The 16,721-nt window shown below is 71.7% G+C and carries 17 protein-coding genes; all 17 read left to right on the forward strand.

Annotation, left to right across the window (positions count from 1 at the left end; translation table 11 throughout):
* Positions 1-140: 140 nt before the first annotated feature.
* Positions 141-1,397: a sedoheptulose 7-phosphate cyclase gene (locus ABZ823_RS05835; protein ID WP_361654116.1), complete on the forward strand. Its 1,257-nt coding sequence runs from the start codon at positions 141-143 to the stop codon at positions 1,395-1,397.
* A complete protein-coding gene (locus ABZ823_RS05840; protein ID WP_361654119.1) occupies positions 1,394-2,203 on the forward strand; it encodes a cupin domain-containing protein in 810 nt (269 codons plus the stop codon). The genes ABZ823_RS05835 and ABZ823_RS05840 overlap by 4 nt, the downstream gene beginning before the upstream one ends.
* A complete protein-coding gene (locus ABZ823_RS05845; RefSeq protein ID WP_361654122.1) occupies positions 2,200-2,634 on the forward strand; it encodes a cupin domain-containing protein in 435 nt (144 codons plus the stop codon). Before ABZ823_RS05840 ends, ABZ823_RS05845 begins: the two co-directional genes overlap by 4 nt.
* Positions 2,631-3,701 carry an alcohol dehydrogenase catalytic domain-containing protein gene (locus ABZ823_RS05850; protein WP_361654125.1) on the forward strand — a complete coding sequence of 357 codons (1,071 nt, stop codon included), beginning with the start codon at positions 2,631-2,633 and terminating at the stop codon, positions 3,699-3,701. Before ABZ823_RS05845 ends, ABZ823_RS05850 begins: the two co-directional genes overlap by 4 nt.
* Before the next feature lie 43 nt (positions 3,702-3,744).
* Positions 3,745-4,530 (forward strand): SDR family oxidoreductase, encoded by a 786-nt coding sequence (locus ABZ823_RS05855; protein ID WP_361654128.1) that lies wholly within the window; start codon positions 3,745-3,747, stop codon positions 4,528-4,530.
* Between the two features lie 55 nt (positions 4,531-4,585).
* On the forward strand, positions 4,586-5,686 hold the full coding sequence (locus tag ABZ823_RS05860) for a VOC family protein (protein ID WP_361654131.1): 1,101 nt from the start codon (positions 4,586-4,588) through the stop codon (positions 5,684-5,686).
* Positions 5,687-5,726: 40 nt separating this feature from the next.
* Positions 5,727-6,797 carry a ketoacyl-ACP synthase III family protein gene (locus tag ABZ823_RS05865; RefSeq protein WP_361654134.1) on the forward strand — a complete coding sequence of 357 codons (1,071 nt, stop codon included), beginning with the start codon at positions 5,727-5,729 and terminating at the stop codon, positions 6,795-6,797.
* A gap of 85 nt (positions 6,798-6,882) precedes the next feature.
* Positions 6,883-7,866 carry a ketoacyl-ACP synthase III family protein gene (locus tag ABZ823_RS05870; protein WP_361654137.1) on the forward strand — a complete coding sequence of 328 codons (984 nt, stop codon included), beginning with the start codon at positions 6,883-6,885 and terminating at the stop codon, positions 7,864-7,866.
* Positions 7,859-8,488 (forward strand): hypothetical protein, encoded by a 630-nt coding sequence (locus tag ABZ823_RS05875; protein WP_361654140.1) that lies wholly within the window; start codon positions 7,859-7,861, stop codon positions 8,486-8,488. Before ABZ823_RS05870 ends, ABZ823_RS05875 begins: the two co-directional genes overlap by 8 nt.
* On the forward strand, positions 8,485-10,170 hold the full coding sequence (locus ABZ823_RS05880; RefSeq protein ID WP_361654142.1) for a GH3 auxin-responsive promoter family protein: 1,686 nt from the start codon (positions 8,485-8,487) through the stop codon (positions 10,168-10,170). The genes ABZ823_RS05875 and ABZ823_RS05880 overlap by 4 nt, the downstream gene beginning before the upstream one ends.
* A 28-nt stretch (positions 10,171-10,198) precedes the next feature.
* Complete coding sequence (locus tag ABZ823_RS05885) at positions 10,199-11,056, forward strand: SAM-dependent methyltransferase (RefSeq protein ID WP_361654145.1); 858 nt, start codon at positions 10,199-10,201, stop codon at positions 11,054-11,056.
* Complete coding sequence (locus ABZ823_RS05890) at positions 11,053-12,495, forward strand: FAD-dependent monooxygenase (RefSeq protein WP_361654148.1); 1,443 nt, start codon at positions 11,053-11,055, stop codon at positions 12,493-12,495. The genes ABZ823_RS05885 and ABZ823_RS05890 overlap by 4 nt, the downstream gene beginning before the upstream one ends.
* The gene (locus tag ABZ823_RS05895) at positions 12,492-13,619 is read left to right on the forward strand and encodes a hypothetical protein (RefSeq protein ID WP_361654150.1); all 1,128 of its coding nucleotides are present in this window, start codon (positions 12,492-12,494) and stop codon (positions 13,617-13,619) included. Before ABZ823_RS05890 ends, ABZ823_RS05895 begins: the two co-directional genes overlap by 4 nt.
* On the forward strand, positions 13,616-14,374 hold the full coding sequence (locus ABZ823_RS05900) for a DUF6182 family protein (protein ID WP_361654153.1): 759 nt from the start codon (positions 13,616-13,618) through the stop codon (positions 14,372-14,374). The genes ABZ823_RS05895 and ABZ823_RS05900 overlap by 4 nt, the downstream gene beginning before the upstream one ends.
* A gap of 2 nt (positions 14,375-14,376) precedes the next feature.
* Positions 14,377-15,021: a LysR substrate-binding domain-containing protein gene (locus ABZ823_RS05905; RefSeq protein ID WP_361654155.1), complete on the forward strand. Its 645-nt coding sequence runs from the start codon at positions 14,377-14,379 to the stop codon at positions 15,019-15,021.
* Complete coding sequence (locus ABZ823_RS05910; protein WP_361654158.1) at positions 15,018-15,809, forward strand: alpha/beta hydrolase; 792 nt, start codon at positions 15,018-15,020, stop codon at positions 15,807-15,809. Before ABZ823_RS05905 ends, ABZ823_RS05910 begins: the two co-directional genes overlap by 4 nt.
* Positions 15,803-16,657, forward strand: coding sequence for a class I SAM-dependent methyltransferase (locus ABZ823_RS05915; protein ID WP_361654161.1), 855 nt, complete (start codon positions 15,803-15,805; stop codon positions 16,655-16,657). Before ABZ823_RS05910 ends, ABZ823_RS05915 begins: the two co-directional genes overlap by 7 nt.
* The last annotated feature ends 64 nt before the right edge of the window (positions 16,658-16,721 follow it).

The following is a 16,721-nucleotide window of genomic DNA, read 5'->3' on the forward strand; positions in this document are numbered from 1 at the left end:
AGTACTTGACTAATCATGGAATCAGGATGAGAGTTCGACTGGTGGGCCGATCCGGCTGCCTCACCGACAAGGTGTCGCCCGGGGTGTTCCCCGCCGACCTTCCACATCGCGGTCCCCCTCCACCTACGAGGTGAACTCCCATGTCCCATTCAGACCTTCTGCGGCCTCACACCAACGGGTTGCAGACCAACGCCGGCGCCATACCGGAACCGTCCGGGCTCTTCACGTTCAGTCAGCAGGTCGACTCCTGGGTCGTCCGCACGGCCAAGCCGGTCAGTTACGAGATCCGCATCACCGAGGACGTGCTCAACCCCTCCCGCAGCGACCTGCTGGATGCCGGCGCGCACGGCGCCGTCCTCGGGACCGCGACGCGCCGTTTCGTGGTCGTCGACGCCAATGTGGACCTGCTGCACGGCGACCGCATACGCGCTTACTTCGAGCACCACGGAGTGGACCACCGGCTGTGTGTCGTCCCGGCCGACGAGTCGGTCAAGGGCTTCGACACAGCGGCCCGCATCGTTCGTGAGATCGACGACTTCGGTATCGCGCGCCGCCACGAGCCCGTGATTGTCATCGGCGGCGGCGTGTTGATGGACATCGTCGGCCTGGTGAGCAGCCTGTACCGGCGAGGTACCCCCTTCGTGCGCGTCCCCACCACCCTCATCGGCCTGGTGGACGCCGGTGTCGGCGCCAAGACCGGCGTGAACTTCAACGGCCACAAGAACCGGCTGGGCACCTACTTCCCGGCGGACCTGACCCTCCTGGACCGCTGCTTCCTCAACACCCTGGACCGACGGCACATCAGCAACGGGCTCGCGGAGATCCTCAAGATCGCCCTGATCAAGGACGAGGGCCTCTTCCAGCTGCTCGAACGCCACGGCACCCTCCTGCTGCAGGAGAAGCTCCAAGGGCTCTCCTCCACCGGCGAGCTCGCCGGTGCCGAGACGCTGCGCCGAGCCATCCACGGCATGCTCGAGGAACTCCAGCCCAACCTGTGGGAGGCCGAGCTGGAGCGCGTCGTCGACTACGGGCACACCTTCAGCCCCACCGTCGAGATGCGCGCGCTGCCCTCACTGCTGCACGGCGAGGCGGTCTGCGTCGACATGGCCCTCACCACCGTGCTGGCCCAGCAGCGCGGCCTGGTCAGCGAGACGGACCGCGACCGCGTACTCGCCACGATGCGCGCCCTCGAACTGCCCAGCTGGAACGACCTGCTGACGGGGGAGATCCTCGCGGACGCCCTCCAGGACACCGTCCGCCACCGGGACGGACAGCAACGGCTGCCGCTCCCCGTCGGCATCGGCAAGGCGACGTTCGTCAACGACGTCACCGCCGAGGAACTGGCCGACGCCGTTGCCGGTCTGCGCTCCCTCCAGACCGAAGAGGCCAGCCGATGACCGAGGCCGCCACCGCTGAACCGCCCGCGACGGCCTCCGGTGCAGCGTCGCCTACCGGGACCGTCCTGCTGGCCGACGTCACCACCCCGGCGGACGTGCACGGTGTCCACGGAGCGAAGGGCCTCTCGCACTGGAAGTGCCTGGCCGGCCGGCACGACCTGGCCGGCGAGTGGGAGGCCGTGGAGTGGGCCAGCATCCCACCCGGGGGCGTCAGCGGCGAACACCGGCACACTCGCACCGAGGAGCTGTACTTCATCCTCTCCGGCGAGGGCGAGATGTACCTGGACGGCGTCCCGCACGCCGTGGCCCCCGGCTCCCTCATCCTCACCGGCCTCGGCACCGTCCACGGCCTGAGGAACACCGGCGGCGTCCGCCTTGACTGGCTCGTCACCGAGGTCCGCTCCCCCCACACCAGCGACGCCTTGCGCGGCCGCGCCACGAAACCACCGGGCACCGCGCGCCGGAAGACGGAGGACGACATGAACGCTCAGGTCCACCACCTGCTCGACCAGCAGCACATCGACCCCACCGAACTTCTCACCGGCCCGCTGCGGCTGATCGAGACCGTGTCGCTGGCCCCGGGTGAGCACCTAGACCTGAGTTCGACCGGCAGCGAACACACCGTGTTCGTCCTGTCCGGCTCGGGCAGCGCCGCCACCGCCGACAGCGAGGCGGCCCTGCACGGCGGAGTGTCGGTCACCCTGCCCAAGGGCACCTCCGTCCGACTGACTGCGGACCAGGACGGCCTGCGGCTCTTCCACGCGGAGCTCGCGCTCGTGACATCCGGCGTGCGGGAGGGACGGTGATCGTCACGTCCCCAGGCACCCCCACCCGCGCCTTGCGGCCCACCGGCGCTCCCACGTCGACGTGGCGCTGTCTGGCCCGGCGCGGCATGCTGCACAGCGAGTGCGAGAGCTTCGACCATGTCGTCCTTTCGCCGGGCCTGCTCAGCAGGCACGACGACCCGGGAGTGGAGCAAGCGGTCCATGTCGCGAGCGGCTCCGCCACCCTGCGCGTGCGCGACGGATCCCGTCAGCTGAGGGCGGGTGACCTGGTGCTGGTGCCGACGACGTCCGGTGCCGTCCTCGAAGCCGGGCCAGAGGGCGCAGAACTCCTCGTACTCCGGGTCCTGTCGAGCGCGTCCCGGGCGGCCATGCCGCCGCGCGTACCGGAACTGCCCGTGCACGAGCGCGCCATCGGTGTTCCGGCCCAGGCGTCCGCGGAGCGTGTCGCATGACCCGCGTACCCATCGCGGGCGGATGGCCCGCGGGGGCGATGCGTGCCGCCGCCGTCGTCTCCCCGAACGTGGCCAAGGTCATCGACTTGCCGATACCCGAGCCGGCTCCCGGTGAGGTCCTCGTGTCCCCGCTGCGCGTCGGGTTGTGCGGTACCGATCTGGAACTGCTGCACGGCACCGCCAGTTACGTACGCGACGGCCGGGCGCCCTATCCCCACGTTTTCGGCCACGAATGGGTCGGCCAGGTGGTCGCGTTGGCATCCAGCGGGCCGACGGGCACGGGAGGACGGATCTCCGTCGGGGACCGGGTGGTCGGCCACACCATGATCAGCTGCGGCGACTGCCGGGCCTGCGATCGAGGGCGGCGCAACGAGTGCGGCCGGCTGCGCGAAGTCGGCCTGTACGGACAGCAGGGAGCCGCCGCCCAGTACCTGCGGATGCCCGCCCGTGCGCTGAGCGTCGTACCCGACGACGTGCTGGACGATGCCGCCATGCTGGTGGAGCCCGCCGTCACCGTGCTGGAGGGCCTCGTACAGGTGCGCTGCGCGCCGGGCGATCGGGCGCTGGTCATCGGCACCGGCACCATCGGCCTGCTGGCCGTGCAGCTTACGGGCCGCCTGGCCGGCACAGTCGACGTGGTCGGGGTCGAAGACAACGGCCTCGCCGCGGCCCGACGCATGGGCGCGCGCCAGGCCTTCCACCCCGGCGAGGCTCCGGCCGGTCACTACGACGTCGTCGTCGAGGCGTCGGGCGCGGCCCCCGCTTTTCACGAGGCCCTGCGCACCGCCGGCGTCGGCGGCCGGGTCGCCGCGGTCGGCGTCACCACCGAGGCCGTCGACGACGTGCACGTGGGCGACCTCGTCCTGCGCGGTGTCACCGTCCACGGCATCCGGCACGGACTCGACCAGTACGACCGTGTCCTGCAGCTTTTCGGGGACGGCGCGCTCGCTGCGGACGGCATGATCGCCGACGTTCTGCCGCTCGACCGGGTCGGTGACGCTTTCCGGCTCCTCCAGGACGGCAGCCGCCCGGCGCCCAAGGTGGCCCTCGACCCGCGCGCCGCCTGACTCGCTTTTCCCCAACACCGCCTTTCCCCTGACAAGGAACCTCATGACCAGGCCCATCAGCCTCATCACCGGTGCCAGCTCCGGTATCGGCGCGGCGACGGCCCGCGCTCTGGCGGCCGCAGGCCACGACGTCCTCATCGGCTACGGCGGCAACGAGGGGGCGGCCAAGTCGCTGGCCAGCGCACTCGCGGCTGAACACCGAATCGATGCGCAGCCCGTGGCGTTCGACCTCACCCAACCGGCCGTGGCCGTCGACCAGTTGCGCTCCGCGGTGGCCGCCGCGGGCGGTGTGGACGTCCTGGTGAACAACGCCGGCGTCAACCGGCGCTCACCCATCGTCGAGGAGAATCTGCGGTCCTGGTACCGGATCCTCGACATCAACCTCACGAGCCCGTTCGCCCTGGCTCAGGAGGCGGCGCGGACGATGATCTCCCAGGGCCGGGGCGGCCGGATCATCAATGTCACGAGCGTCCACGAGCACATTCCCATCAGCGGCGGCAGCACCTACTGCGCCGCCAAGAGCGGCCTCGGCATGCTCACCAAGGTCATGGCGATGGAGCTGGCGGCCCACGGGATCACCGTCAACTCCGTCGCCCCGGGCGAGACGGCCACCCCCATGAACGGCGTACCGGCAGGCCACCCCGCGAGCGGTATCGAGCGGCCCGACATCCCGGCCGGACGCCCCGGCAGCCCGGACGAGGTGGCGGCCCTGATCGCGCACCTCGCCTCCGCCGAGGCGGCGTACACCACCGGCACCTCACTGGTCGTCGACGGCGGCCTCAGCCTGGTCGCCGCTGAGGCCAACGCCGCCCGGGCCGGAAAGCTCTGACGCCGCGCCCAGCCCTGTCCGCCATCCCTCACCCGCAGCGTAAGGAAGACACCAGGTGAAACCCGCGACCTCCGCCCCCGCCGTGCAGACCACCCGTATCCCCGGCGCACGCAACGTCGACCACCACGCGTTCACTGTCCCCGACCTCGGCCAGGCCGTCCGCTTCTTCGTCGACGTCCTCGGCGCCGAGGTGCTCTACGTCCTCGGACCCGTGCAGGACGACGGCGACTGGATGGCGGTGCAGCTCGGCGTCGACCCGCGCGCCAGCGCCCAGATCGCCCTGCTGCGGCTCGCCGACACCAACATCGAGCTCTTCGAGTACAGCGCCCCCGAGCAGCGCACCGAACACCCGCGCAACAGCGACATAGGCGGCCACCACCTGGCCATCGGTGTGACCGACATCGAGGCGGCCGTCGCCTTCCTGCGGCAGCAGCCCGACGTCACCGTCCAGGGCGACATCCAGACCATCACCGACGGCCCGATCGCCGGCAACCGCTGGATCTACTTCCGTGCGCCGTGGGGCCTGCAGATGGAGCTTCAGCAAGTGGCCGAGGAGCTGCCGTACGAGAAGGAGACCGACGCCCGTCTGTACCGGCCCGCCGCGGACCCCTCGCGGCCCGTCCCCGGCCTGCCCACGGCGCTCGGCGTCGACCACATCTGCTACACCGTGCCCGACCTCGACGAGGCGCTCGACTTCTTCACGGGCGTTCTCGGCGCACAGCTCCTCTACCGTGTCGGCATCGAGGCCGACGCCGACTACTGCGACCGGCAACTGTCCGTCACCCAGGACATCGCGGTCGACGCGGCCATGGTCCGCCTGGGCCCGGTCACCAACGTGGAACTGTTCCAGTACACCGTCGCCGACCAGCGCACCGAGCTCCCGCGCAACAGCGACATAGGCGGCCACCATCTGGCCTTCTACGTGGACGACGTGGACAAGGCCGTCGCCCATCTGCGCACCGTGCCCGGTGTCGAGGTGCTCGGCGAGCCCCAGCTGATCGAGGACGGCGGCCCCATCCACGGCGACCGCTGGGTCTACTTCCGTGCGCCGTGGGGCCTGCAGATGGAGGTCCTCAACATGCCCGACGGCATGCCGTACGAACAGCACACCAGTGCGCGCCGCTTCGGCCCCAGCCCGTCCTGGGACCACCGCTGAGCAGCCCTGTCGACCGACACCCCACCACGGAAGGACAGCCATGCGCTGGGACGACATCCACATCGCCGGACTCGGCACGCACCTCCCTCCGCCCGTCGGCGCGCGCGAGGCGATGGAGGCAGGGCGCTACCCGGCCGACGAGTTCGAGGAGAACCAGCTCATCTCCGCGCTCGAGTCGGACGATCTGAGCGCGGTCGACATGGCCGTGGCCGCCGGCCGGCAGGCCATGGAGCGCAGCGGACGGGCGGCCGAGGACATCGCCCTGGTCCTGCACGCGAGCATGTACCACCAGGGCGAGGACTTCTGGACCCCCGCCTCCTACGTGCAACGCCACACCGTCGGGGGCACCGCACCCGCCATTCACGTCGACCACGCCTCCAACGGCGGCATGGCCGCCCTGGAGCTGGCCGCGTCCTGGCTGAACGGCCGCACCGACGCCTCCGCGGCCCTGGTCAGCACCGGCGATCGCTACGCCCTGCCCGGCTTCGACCGCTGGTACAGCGACAGCGGCCAGGTCTTCGCGGACGGAGCGACGGCGCTGGTGCTCTCCCGCGGCAGCGGATTCGCCCGGCTGCTGGCCACCCACTCCACCTCGGACCCGGAGCTCGAGGACGCCTACCGTGACGTCGACGGCGGCTTCACGCCGGTGCCGCACGCCACCGGCAAGCCCCTCGACCTCCGCGGCCGCAAGCGCCGCTACATGAAGAGGGTCGGCCACGACTTCGTGGTGGAGCGGCTGGTGACCGGGCTGCTGGCCAACACCGAGCACACCCTCGCCGAGGCCGACACGTCGATGGACGGGATCGCCCGGGTCGTGGTCCCCAACGTCGGCCGGGAACTGCTGGAGTGGGAGTTCCTGACCCCGTACAAGATCGATGTCGAGCGGACCGTGTGGGACTGGGGGCGCCGCACCTGCCACATCGGTGGCGGCGACCAGTTCGCGGGCCTCACCCATCTCCTGGAGTCGGGGCAGCTGCAGCCGGGCGACCAGGTGCTCGTCGTCGGGGTCGGCATCGGATTCAGCTGGACCACGGCAGTGGTCCAGGTGGACGAGGTGCCCGACTGGACGGGCCCGGACGCCGGCACCCTGCGCGTGCTCGGCCGGGCCTGAGCGCCCACCGCACCAGACAGGACACCAGCAACCCACGGAGCGGGGAGGAACGGCCTTGCGCTGGTCAGGGATATACATCGACGCCGTGTCAGCCAAACTCGGCGAACCGGTGGACACGGGCACCGCCATCGCCGAGGGGCGTTACAGCACGGAGGAGGCCGCGCGCGCCCGGCAGCGGGCGGCCCGGGTGAGTGACCGTCCCGCCCCCGACCTGGCGGCGGACGCGGGCCGTCTGGCGCTGAGCCGAGCGGGCCGTGATCCGGGAGAGATCGGGCTGCTCGTCCACGCCGGCTGCTTCCACCAGGGCGTCAGCTTCTGGAACACCGCCTCGTACGTCCAGCGGAAGGTACTGGGGCACGGCGAGGTCATGGCGTTCGAGCTACGTCAGATGTCCAACGGCGGCATGGCCGCGCTGGAACTGGCGGCGATCCACCTGAGCGCCGTCCCCACGGTGCCAGCGGCTCTGCTGACCACGGCCGACCGGTTCGCCGAGCCGCGCTTTCCCCGGTGGTCGGCGGACCGGGGTCTGGTCTTCGGCGACGGCGGCACGGCCATGGTGCTCTCGCGGGACCCGGGGCGGCTGCGGCTGGTGTCGACCGCGACCTACTCGGAGCCCTCGCTGGAAGGCCTGCACCGGGGCGACGACCTCCACGAACCGCCCGCCGATCCGGGGGCGCCCCTCGACCTGAGGGCGCGCAAGCAGGTCTTCCTGAAGGATCTGCCGGTCACCGAGACCATCGCCCGCAACGAGGCCGGGATGCTGACGGCGGTCAAGCGCTGTCTGGAGGACAGCGGCAGCGACATCACCGGGATGGCGGCCGTCGTGGTGCCGTTCTTCGGGGCCGACCTGGCCCACAAGCAGTGCATCGACCCGCTCGGCATCCCCGAGGAGGTCACCCTCCTCGACTACGGACTCGGCATCGGCCATCTCGGCCCCGGCGACCAGTTCGCCGGTCTGGACCACCTGATCGAGACCGGGCGGGTCCGGGCCGGCGACCGCGTCCTGCTGGTGGGCGTGGGCGCCGGATTCGTCTGGACGTGCGCGGTCGTGGAGGTCACGCATGACTGACCGGCCCTTCTACGTGCTGCTGGGCCCGGACGGCGCGGGCAAGTCCTCGGTCATGGCGGAGGTCGCGGCCCGGCTGCCCGGGTGGCGGACGCTCTCCACCGACGACGCCTTCCTGGAGCCGAGCCACGCACTCCTCGGCGCCCTGCGCCGCCATGTGGTCGAGGACGTCCTGCCGAACCTCGGAACGTCCTACTCGGCGGATTTCCTGGCCAGCCTCCTGCAGACCGCCGTCGTCCACCTCAAGGACCAGGTGGAGCGCCAGGACGGGAACGCTCCGCTGCTCATGGACTCCTACTACTACAAGATCCTCGCCAAGTGCCGGCTGGCCGGAGCCCGGCAGAACCCCATGTACACCTGGTGGCGCTCGTTCCCGCGCCCCCGCGCGGTGCTCTACCTCGACGTGTCCCCCGCGACCGCGTGGCGGCGTTCCGCCGCGGGCGCCCGGCTCAACCCGCTGGAGCACTTCGGGGAGCGGCCCGAATGGCTGGGCTTCGAGGACTACCAGAAGAGCCTTCGCAAACTGATGCTGGAAGAGGTACGGGACGTGCCCGTCACGATCATCGCGGAGCAGCCCAGCGTGGCCCGGACCACGGACGCCGTACTGGAGGTGCTCGCCCCGTGACCACGGACCAGAGGTGGGGGGCCGCCGGCCACGCCGAGCGCTACCGCGAGCGGGTCCTCGCCGAACGCGAGCGGCTGACCCGGGCACTCGGCGACCCGCACGGGCAGCAGCGGCGCGTTCTCGCCGACCTCCTCGACTTCAACGCGGGGACCGAGTTCGGCAAACGGCACGACTTCGCCCGGGTACGCGACATCGACGACTTCCGCAGAGCCGTTCCGGTACAGGACTACGCCGCACACGCGCCGCTGATCGAACGCACCGCGCAGGGCGAGCCGAACCTGCTGTCGGCGGACCGGCCGGTCGTGTACTTCACCAGCAGCGGCAGCACCGGCGCCCACAAGAAGATCCCGGTCACCCCGCGTTTCATGCGCACCACGTTCTTCCCCTTCTACTACGCGGCCTGGGCGCCCCTCATCGAGAACTTCCCCGATGTCACGCACCGGCCCGACGCCGTGCTCAACCTCAAGCACGATCCGCTCGCCGCGCCCCCCACCACAGCCGACGGTCATCCCCATGTGGGCGCCAGCCAGGTCGACTTCGGTGCGAAGTTCGGTGAACCCCTGTCCGCCGAGCTCGGAACCGCCGCGCCCTGGGCCACGCTTCCCGTGGACGTCGCGCCCGACGACCACCTGGAGAAGATGTACCTGCGGCTGCGGCTGGCCGTGCAGAGCGACGTGCGCTGCCTCATCGGCATCAATCCGGCGATGATCGCGGCCGTCCCGTACCAGCTGAACCTGTGGTGGGACCGCATCGTCAAGGAAGTGCGCGACGGAACCCTGGGTGGTGTTCCGCACGGCAGCCCCGACCCGCGCCGCGCCGCGGAACTGGAGCGGCTCGCCGACTACTTCGGCACGGTCTCCCCGGCCCATGTGTGGCCCCGGATGCGGGCCCTGTTCGGCTGGACGACCGGCGTCGCCTCGCTCTACCTCCCCGCGCTGCGAGAGCACTTCGGCCCCGGCGTGGCGGCGCTACCCGCCCCGGTGGCCGCGTCCGAGGGACCCGTGGGCGTGCCGCTGGACCGGCACGGCAGCGCGGGCAGCCTCGTGGTGACGGCGTCCGTGTACGAGTTCGCCGACGCCGACGCCGACCTCGGGCCCGACACCGCGACGCTGCTGCCGCACGAGCTGGAAGCCGGGCGCGAGTACCACGTGATCTTCAGCCATGTCGGCGGGCTGTACCGCTACGCCGTCGGCGACGTCGTCCGGGTCGTCGACCTGGTCGGGGGCGTGCCGCGGGTGGCGTACGCCGGCCGGGCCGGGCGCTGCGACGCGGCCGGCGAACGGCTGCGCGAGTCACAGGTCGTGCGTGCGCTGCGCTCCGCTCTCACCGCCACGGGCCTCGAACTCGGCAACGTGGCCTGCCGGGTCGAACCAGCCCCTGACACGGCATCGCCCCGCTACGTCTTCGCCGTCGCGCCGCACAGCCGGTGGCAGAACGCCGAAACAGCACGCTTCGCGGTCCTGCTGGACGCCGCCCTCGAGCGGGAGTCGGCCGGCTACCGGCGGGCCCGCGCGGATGACCGGCTCGCCGCTCCCGAGGTACGTCTGCTCGACCCGGACGCGTTCCACCGGGACTGGCACCTGGCCGTGGGCAGCGGCATCCGCCCGACCCAGGTCAAGGACCGGCTGTTCCGGCAGGACGACGCCCTGTGGCGCCGCCTGACCGGCGCGGCATCCCACTGACCCCCGAGCAGCAGCACAAGGAGCCTTCATGCCTGCCCTTCTGGATCCGGTGGAGCGGACCGCCCTGCTCACCGCCGCTCTGCGCGCCGCCGAGACCCGCCGCGAGGACCGCCTCTACGAGGATCCCTTCGCCGCCCGGCTCGTCGGTGACGTGGGCCCCGAACTGCTGGCCGAGATACGCGCCGCGACCTTCCCGCCGGACCGGCCGCGTTCCCTGCCCAGCACTCCCGACTACAACGCGATCCGCACACGGTTCTTCGATGACTTCCTGCACGGTGCCGCGCAGGACCCTCGGATGACGCAGATCGTGCTGGCCCCGTCCGGCATGGACTCGCGGGCCTACCGGCTGCGGTGGCCCGAGCACATCCGCTACTTCGAGGTCGACCGCCCGGCCGTGCTGGAGTTCAAGGCCGAGCGCCTGCAGGGTGTCGCCCCGCAGGTGACCCATCGCACCGTCGCCGTCGACCTCACCGCGCCCGACTGGGAGAAGCGGCTAGTCGACGCGGGGTACGACGCCTCGCTGCCCTCCACCTGGCTGCTCGAAGGGCTGCTCTACTACATCCCCGAACCCGACACGCACCGCATGCTCGAGCGGGTGGCGGCCATCTCCGCGCCCGGCAGCCGTATCGCCGCCGACTTGGTCAACGCCGCAGCACTGACCCTGCCGCACATGCGCGGACTGCTGGACGTCTTCGCCCGCTGGGGCTGCCCGTGGCTCTTCGGCAGCGACGAACCGGAGGCGCTCTTCGACCGCTACGGGTTCGACGTCGAGGCCACCCAACCCGGCGAGCCGGGCGCGGACTTCGGCCGCTGGCCGGATCCCGTCCCCGCACGTGAGGTCAAGGACGTCCGCCGGGTGTTCTTCGTCCATGGACGGCGGCGTTGACCGCGCCCGCCGCCGTGGTCGTGGGAGGCAGCGTCGCCGGTCTCGCCACGGCACTGGCCCTCGCCGAACGGGGCTTCGCCGTACGCGTCCTGGAACGCTCCGCCCCGCCGCCCGAGGGCCCGGCCGAGAAGGCCGCCGAGGACTGGCACCGGCCCACCGTCCCGCAGGCCGACCACTCCCACATCCTCAACTCACTCGGGGTGCGGGTCCTGCGCCGGTCGGCCCCGCACCTGCTGGAGACCCTGCTTCAGGGCGGCGCGCGGCTGCTGGACCTCACCGGGGCGGCACCCCCCGGCGCGGACGACGCCGCGGACCGTGAACTCGAGGCTCTGGCCGTACGCCGGGGTGTGCTCGAACTGCTTCTCCATCGTGCGGTGTCGAGCCTGCCCGAGGTGACGATCGACCACGGTACCGCGGTCCGGGGCCTGCTCCTGGACCCCTCCCGCTCACGCGTGCGCGGGGTGCTGACCGACGGCGGTGGACAGGTGCCCGCGCGGTTCGTCGTGGACGCCACCGGGCGCAGGGCGGCCGCCCGGTCCTGGCTGACCGCGGCCGGCTTCCCGGTGGGTGACGACCTGACCGACCCCACTCGGCTGCGCTGCTTCACCCGCTTCTACCGGCTGACCGACCCGGACGGCGCCCCACCCGGACCGCTCAACCGCGGCAACGCGGCCGGCGGCATCTGGGACCACTACGCGGCGGTCGTCCATCCCGCCGACAACGGGTCCTTCGCCGTCGCCCTCGGATCGCTCACCTCCGATCCGGCCACCACCGTGCTGCGCGATCCCACGGCCTTCACCGCCGCCGCCCGGCTCTCCCCCCATGTGGCGGAGTGGACCGGCGAGCGGGCCGCGGCACCGATCACGGACGTACGGGTCATCACCATGCCGCCGAACGTCCTGCGTGCCACGATCCGTCCCGGGTGGCGGCAACCAGCCGGCCTCTTCGCGGTCGGGGACGCCGCCTGCGTCACCGACCCGCTCTACGGGCGCGGCGTGTCACTCGCCCTCGACCACGCCTTCCGGCTGGCCGGACTGCTCGACGCCCACCCGACGGTGGGAGAGCCGCAGACCGAGCTCGCCGTGTGCCTCGCCGACGAGATCCACCGTCCCTGGTACGAGCAGGCCGTCCACGACAGCCGGGCGCGTGGCCGGCTCTGGCGGGCCCGGGCCGACGGCACCCCGCCCCCCTCGGTGCCGCCGGCCGCACCCGGCCGTCCGGATCTGGCCGAGGTGGCCCGGGCCGCCGCCGCGGACATCACGGTCTGGCGCGGTCTCGTGCGGGTCCTGATGGGCCTCGAAACCCCGGCGAAGATCTTCGACAGTGCCGCGTTCCGGCAGCGGGTGCGCGCTGCCCGCCCCGCCCCCGCGGCGACCGGTCCCCGCCCGCCGACCCGACAGGAACTGCTGGCAGCCCTCGGCACGGGGAGGCAGGAGTGAGGACCGGGACGCCGCGCAGGGTGCTGCTGGCACCGATCACCGTCACCCCTTCCAAGCCGTTGACCCCCAGCCACCTCAAGGGCCTGCTGTGGACGGACGTGATGTTCCGGGCCACGGCGCAGCTGGCCGATGTGACCTACCGCTACAGCCCCACGGTGTACCACCTGACCGAACAGACCCTGGGTTTCTGGGAGTTCCTGGACCGTACCGAGGGCGACGTCGACTACGGCGCGCTGTCCGAAGGGGAGATCGGCGACCTGTACGTGCGTTTCCGGGCCGAGGGGACACCACCCAGCGCCCGGGACCTGCGCCCGTACGCGGAGGCCGTCGAGCACGCCGGCTTCGTCCACCCCGCGAGCCTGCGCGTGCTGCAGCTGTGGAGCGGGCACTACGAGCGGCTCGGGCTGCACGACCCCGGACTGCTGGCGGTCCGGCCGCCCGGATTCGAGCTGGAGGAGATGATCGAGGACGTGGTGGCGGCCGGCCTGGGGCTGGACCAGCGGAACGAGGGCGGCCCCGTCTACCTCGACACCACCCGCTTCGGCCTTCCGCTTCGGCAGATCGTCACCGCCGACGGCCGCCCCAACTACCTCGCCTGTGCCCTGCGCGAACTGCTGCCGCTCGCCCCTCGGTACGACGAGGTCGTGATGCTGTACGACCGGGAACTGGATCCCGACTACCAGCTCCTGGAACGGGTGCTCTCCGGGAAGGGGGTCACTGTCCACCGGGTGCCCATCGGGCGGGTACCGATCAACGGCAGGATCACCTCCGCCCGGTACGGCGGCTGGCACGACCACACCGTCGACGCCCTACTGCGTTCCCTCTGCGACGGGCACGACCCCGCGGTGCTCCGGCTCGGCATGCGCCTGTACTTCATCGCCACGCTCGGGCCGGGGCAGCAGGAGTCATTCCGGTACGACCTGCTGCGCAAGAGCCTCGCCCGCGCGGAACGGCTGATCAGCCGCGCGCAGGAGACGCCGCAGCCCGCCGGGCTGATGCCCGCTCTGCTGGAGCGGCATCGGCGCGGCCATACGCACATCGACCCCTACCGGCTCACCTCGTCGCTGCTCGGCCGCAGCCGCCGGCCTCCCGCCAACGACCTTCTCACGACGGTGTTCCTATGACCCTCAGCCCCGAACTCCTTCTCACCGTCGCGGCCGACAGGCTGCGGACGACCCGCCCCGAACTCGCCGCCCACCTCGACCTGTCCACGCTCGACGCACTGCGCGAGGCCAAGGCCGCCATCGCCGGAGACGAGGCGGCCGGTACTGCCGACGGTGCCGTCGTCGTCGCTGTCATCGGCAGGCTCTCGCTGCCGCTCTGGGTGCGGGAGACCTGTCGATTCGCGCTGACGGTGCCGGCCGACCGCGCCGCGGCCTGGCGGCGCTCGTTCACCCGCACCCTCTATCTGGCCGGCCGGCCGGACAACCTCAGGGAACGCTTCACCTTCGACCACATCGCCGATGACGCCTCCATGGCCTGGGTCGGCCCGGTCGCCGACGAGGCCACCACCACCCTGCGCCGGCTGCTCAAGACATTCAGCGGCACCCGTGAACTCTCCGCCTGGGCTCCGGTCACCGTCGACGTCCCCGGGCCCGACGCGTCCGGGCCGCCGGGCCTTACGGTACGCGGCCCGCTCCACCGGGATCTGTACATCGCCACGGCGGGCGTCACCGTCTCCCAGCTGCTCGTCCAGGTGAACCACCTCCTCGCCGAGGCCGTCCTGGACGGGCTGATCCGGCCCGGAGACAGGCTGACCCTGCGTTCCGTGCCACGCCTGTCCGGCCTGGCCAGGCCGCTGGCCGCACTGCGCGTCGACACCGAGGCCCACCGGCCACACCGGCTGCGGGCCTACGCCGCACTGACCGAGGAGATCTGAAGGTGCCCGAACGCCGGCTCACCGTCCCACGCGGCGCCACGCGCCCCGTCCGCCTGGGCATCCACGGCTCACCGCACCTGGCCACCCGCATCATCACGGTCGCCGGCCACAGCCCGCACGAGGTGGAGTTCGTCCCGTACGACGTCTCCGAACCGTTCCGTCCGCTGCGCGACCGGGCGCTGGACCTCATGATCGTTAAGTACGGCCTGCGGGAACCGGACGTCGCCGTCAGCCGACCCGTGGCCTTCGACGGCCGAGCGCTGATCGTCGGCGTGAACCACCCCCTTGCGGACCGGACCACGGTCTCGATCGAGGAGGCCGCCCGCTACGACGGTTTCCGCTGCCCCGGCGACTTCCCGCCGTACGTCTGGGACCAGGTCGTACCGCCGCACACCCCGTCGGGGAAGCCGATACGCCGCGTCCACCCGATGACGACCGTGGAGGCGATGGTCGAGGTCCTTGCCGAGGGCCGGGCCGTCCATGCGTCGTTCCAGTCGCTCGACGCGGTGCTACCGGCGCACATCAGGGCCGTACCCGTGCACGATCTGCCACCCGCTCCGGTGACCCTCGCCTGGCTGCGCGACGTGGAGCTCTCCCCGTCGGCCGCCGCCCTCGTCGCCAACGCGGAGCGGAGTGTTCGCCCGTGAGCCCGACCGAGAAGTCTCCCGTCGCCCTGTTGCACGCCCTCCCGCTGAACTCTGCCATGTGGCAGGCCCAGGCGGCCGCGCTGCGGGCACGCGGCCACACGGTCCTCACCCCGGACCAGCGAGGCTTCGGCAGCACGCCCCTGGGCACCGTGCCCCCGTCCCTCGACACCGTCGCCGACGATCTCGCCGCACTGCTCGATGAGCACGGTATCGGATCCGTGGCGCTCGCCGGCTGCTCCATGGGCGGCTACGCGGCCATGGCCTTTCTGCGCCGCCACCCCCACCGCGTCCGCGCTCTCGCCCTGCTGGCCACCCGGGCCGCTGCCGACACTCCTGAGGCGGCGGCTCAACGGACAGGCTTCGCCGATCTGATGCTCGACGACACCCGGCGCGACCATCTGATCGCCCACACCACACCACTGCTGCTCGGTGCGACCACCAGGGCCCGATGCCCCGGCCTGGTCGGGCAGGTCACGGCGATGGCGGCGAGTGCCGATCCCGAGGCGGTGGCCTGGGCCCAGCGCGCCATCGCGGCCCGCCCCGACTCGCTGGACCTGCTGCGCGGCACCGAGGTGCCGGCCGTCGTCGTCACCGGCGCCGAGGACGAACTCGTGGCGGCCCACGAGGCGGCGCAGACGGCTGATGCCCTGCCGCGCGGACAGCTCGTGACCCTGCCTGCGGTGGGCCACCTCCAACCCCTCGAAGCTCCCGACAGGATCACGGAGCTCCTCATCTCACTGCTCGACGCCTCCGCCATGGCGGACCTGCACAGGGAAGGCACATGCTGACGAAGGATCACGCCTCCTGGGGTTACGCCGCGTCGACCGGACTCGGATTCACCCACGAAACGATCGTCGACGCGCACTTCGAGGCCTGTGCGCCGTACTACCAGACGGCGCTCGACGAGGTGGGCATCCGTGCCGGCTGGCATGTGCTGGACGCCGGCTGCGGCAGCGGCGCGTTCCTGCCCTGGCTGGCCGATCTCGTCGGCCCCGAAGGCCGGGTGTCGGCGATCGATCTCGCCGCCGAGAACACGGAGCTCGCCGCCGAGCGGATGCAGCGCTGTTCATCCCGGTGCGCCTTCGACGCGCGGCAGGGCGATCTGCTCGATCTGCCATACCCGGACGACACCTTCGATGCCGTCTGGTGCGCTAACACCACTCAGTACCTCGACGACGAGGAACTCGCCCGGGCGCTGCGGGAGTTGTGCCGTGTGGTGCGACCCAGTGGGGTCGTGGCGGTCAAGGATCTCGACGCCTCCCTGATCACCGTGCGCCCGGCGGATCCCTTCCAGTTCACGGATTTCTTCCGGCACGCCGCCCGCACTCCGGGCTACGCCCGGCAACTGCTGCGCACCCGCGATCTGCACCGCCGACTCGACGAGGCGGGGCTGCTGTCGGTACGGCAGCGGACCCTGCTGATCGAACACCACGCGCCGCTCAGCCCGGCCGCGCTGCGCTTCTACACGCTCGCCTGCGCCCGCATCGCGCGGCAGGCCACCGACCAGGGCTTCGGCGGGGACTGGGAGCCCTTCCTGGACCCGGACAACGCGGCCCACCCGCTGCGGGACCGCCTCGGCTACATCAGCGAGGGCAACACCGTGGCCGTGGGCATCGTCCCGCCGCGCGCTCGGTAAGCGTCACCGACATACCCCATGGTTTCCATCCACTCCACGTCGGCTGAGAGAGCCGACCGACAGA

The sequence above is a fragment of the Streptomyces sp. NPDC047079 genome, assembly GCF_040643755.1.
Taxonomy (GTDB): domain Bacteria; phylum Actinomycetota; class Actinomycetes; order Streptomycetales; family Streptomycetaceae; genus Streptomyces.

Bases quoted from the DNA above. Each gene is read 5' to 3' on its own strand.
- ABZ823_RS05835 (WP_361654116.1), top strand. From the start codon at position 141: ATGTCCCATTCAGACCTTCTGCGGCCTCACACCAACGGGTTGCAGACC.
- ABZ823_RS05855 (WP_361654128.1), top strand. From the start codon at position 3,745: ATGACCAGGCCCATCAGCCTCATCACCGGTGCCAGCTCCGGTATCGGC.
- ABZ823_RS05915 (WP_361654161.1), top strand. From the start codon at position 15,803: ATGCTGACGAAGGATCACGCCTCCTGGGGTTACGCCGCGTCGACCGGA.
- ABZ823_RS05840 (WP_361654119.1), top strand. From the start codon at position 1,394: ATGACCGAGGCCGCCACCGCTGAACCGCCCGCGACGGCCTCCGGTGCA.
- ABZ823_RS05900 (WP_361654153.1), top strand. From the start codon at position 13,616: ATGACCCTCAGCCCCGAACTCCTTCTCACCGTCGCGGCCGACAGGCTG.
- ABZ823_RS05875 (WP_361654140.1), top strand. From the start codon at position 7,859: ATGACTGACCGGCCCTTCTACGTGCTGCTGGGCCCGGACGGCGCGGGC.
- ABZ823_RS05850 (WP_361654125.1), top strand. From the start codon at position 2,631: ATGACCCGCGTACCCATCGCGGGCGGATGGCCCGCGGGGGCGATGCGT.
- ABZ823_RS05885 (WP_361654145.1), top strand. From the start codon at position 10,199: ATGCCTGCCCTTCTGGATCCGGTGGAGCGGACCGCCCTGCTCACCGCC.
- ABZ823_RS05865 (WP_361654134.1), top strand. From the start codon at position 5,727: ATGCGCTGGGACGACATCCACATCGCCGGACTCGGCACGCACCTCCCT.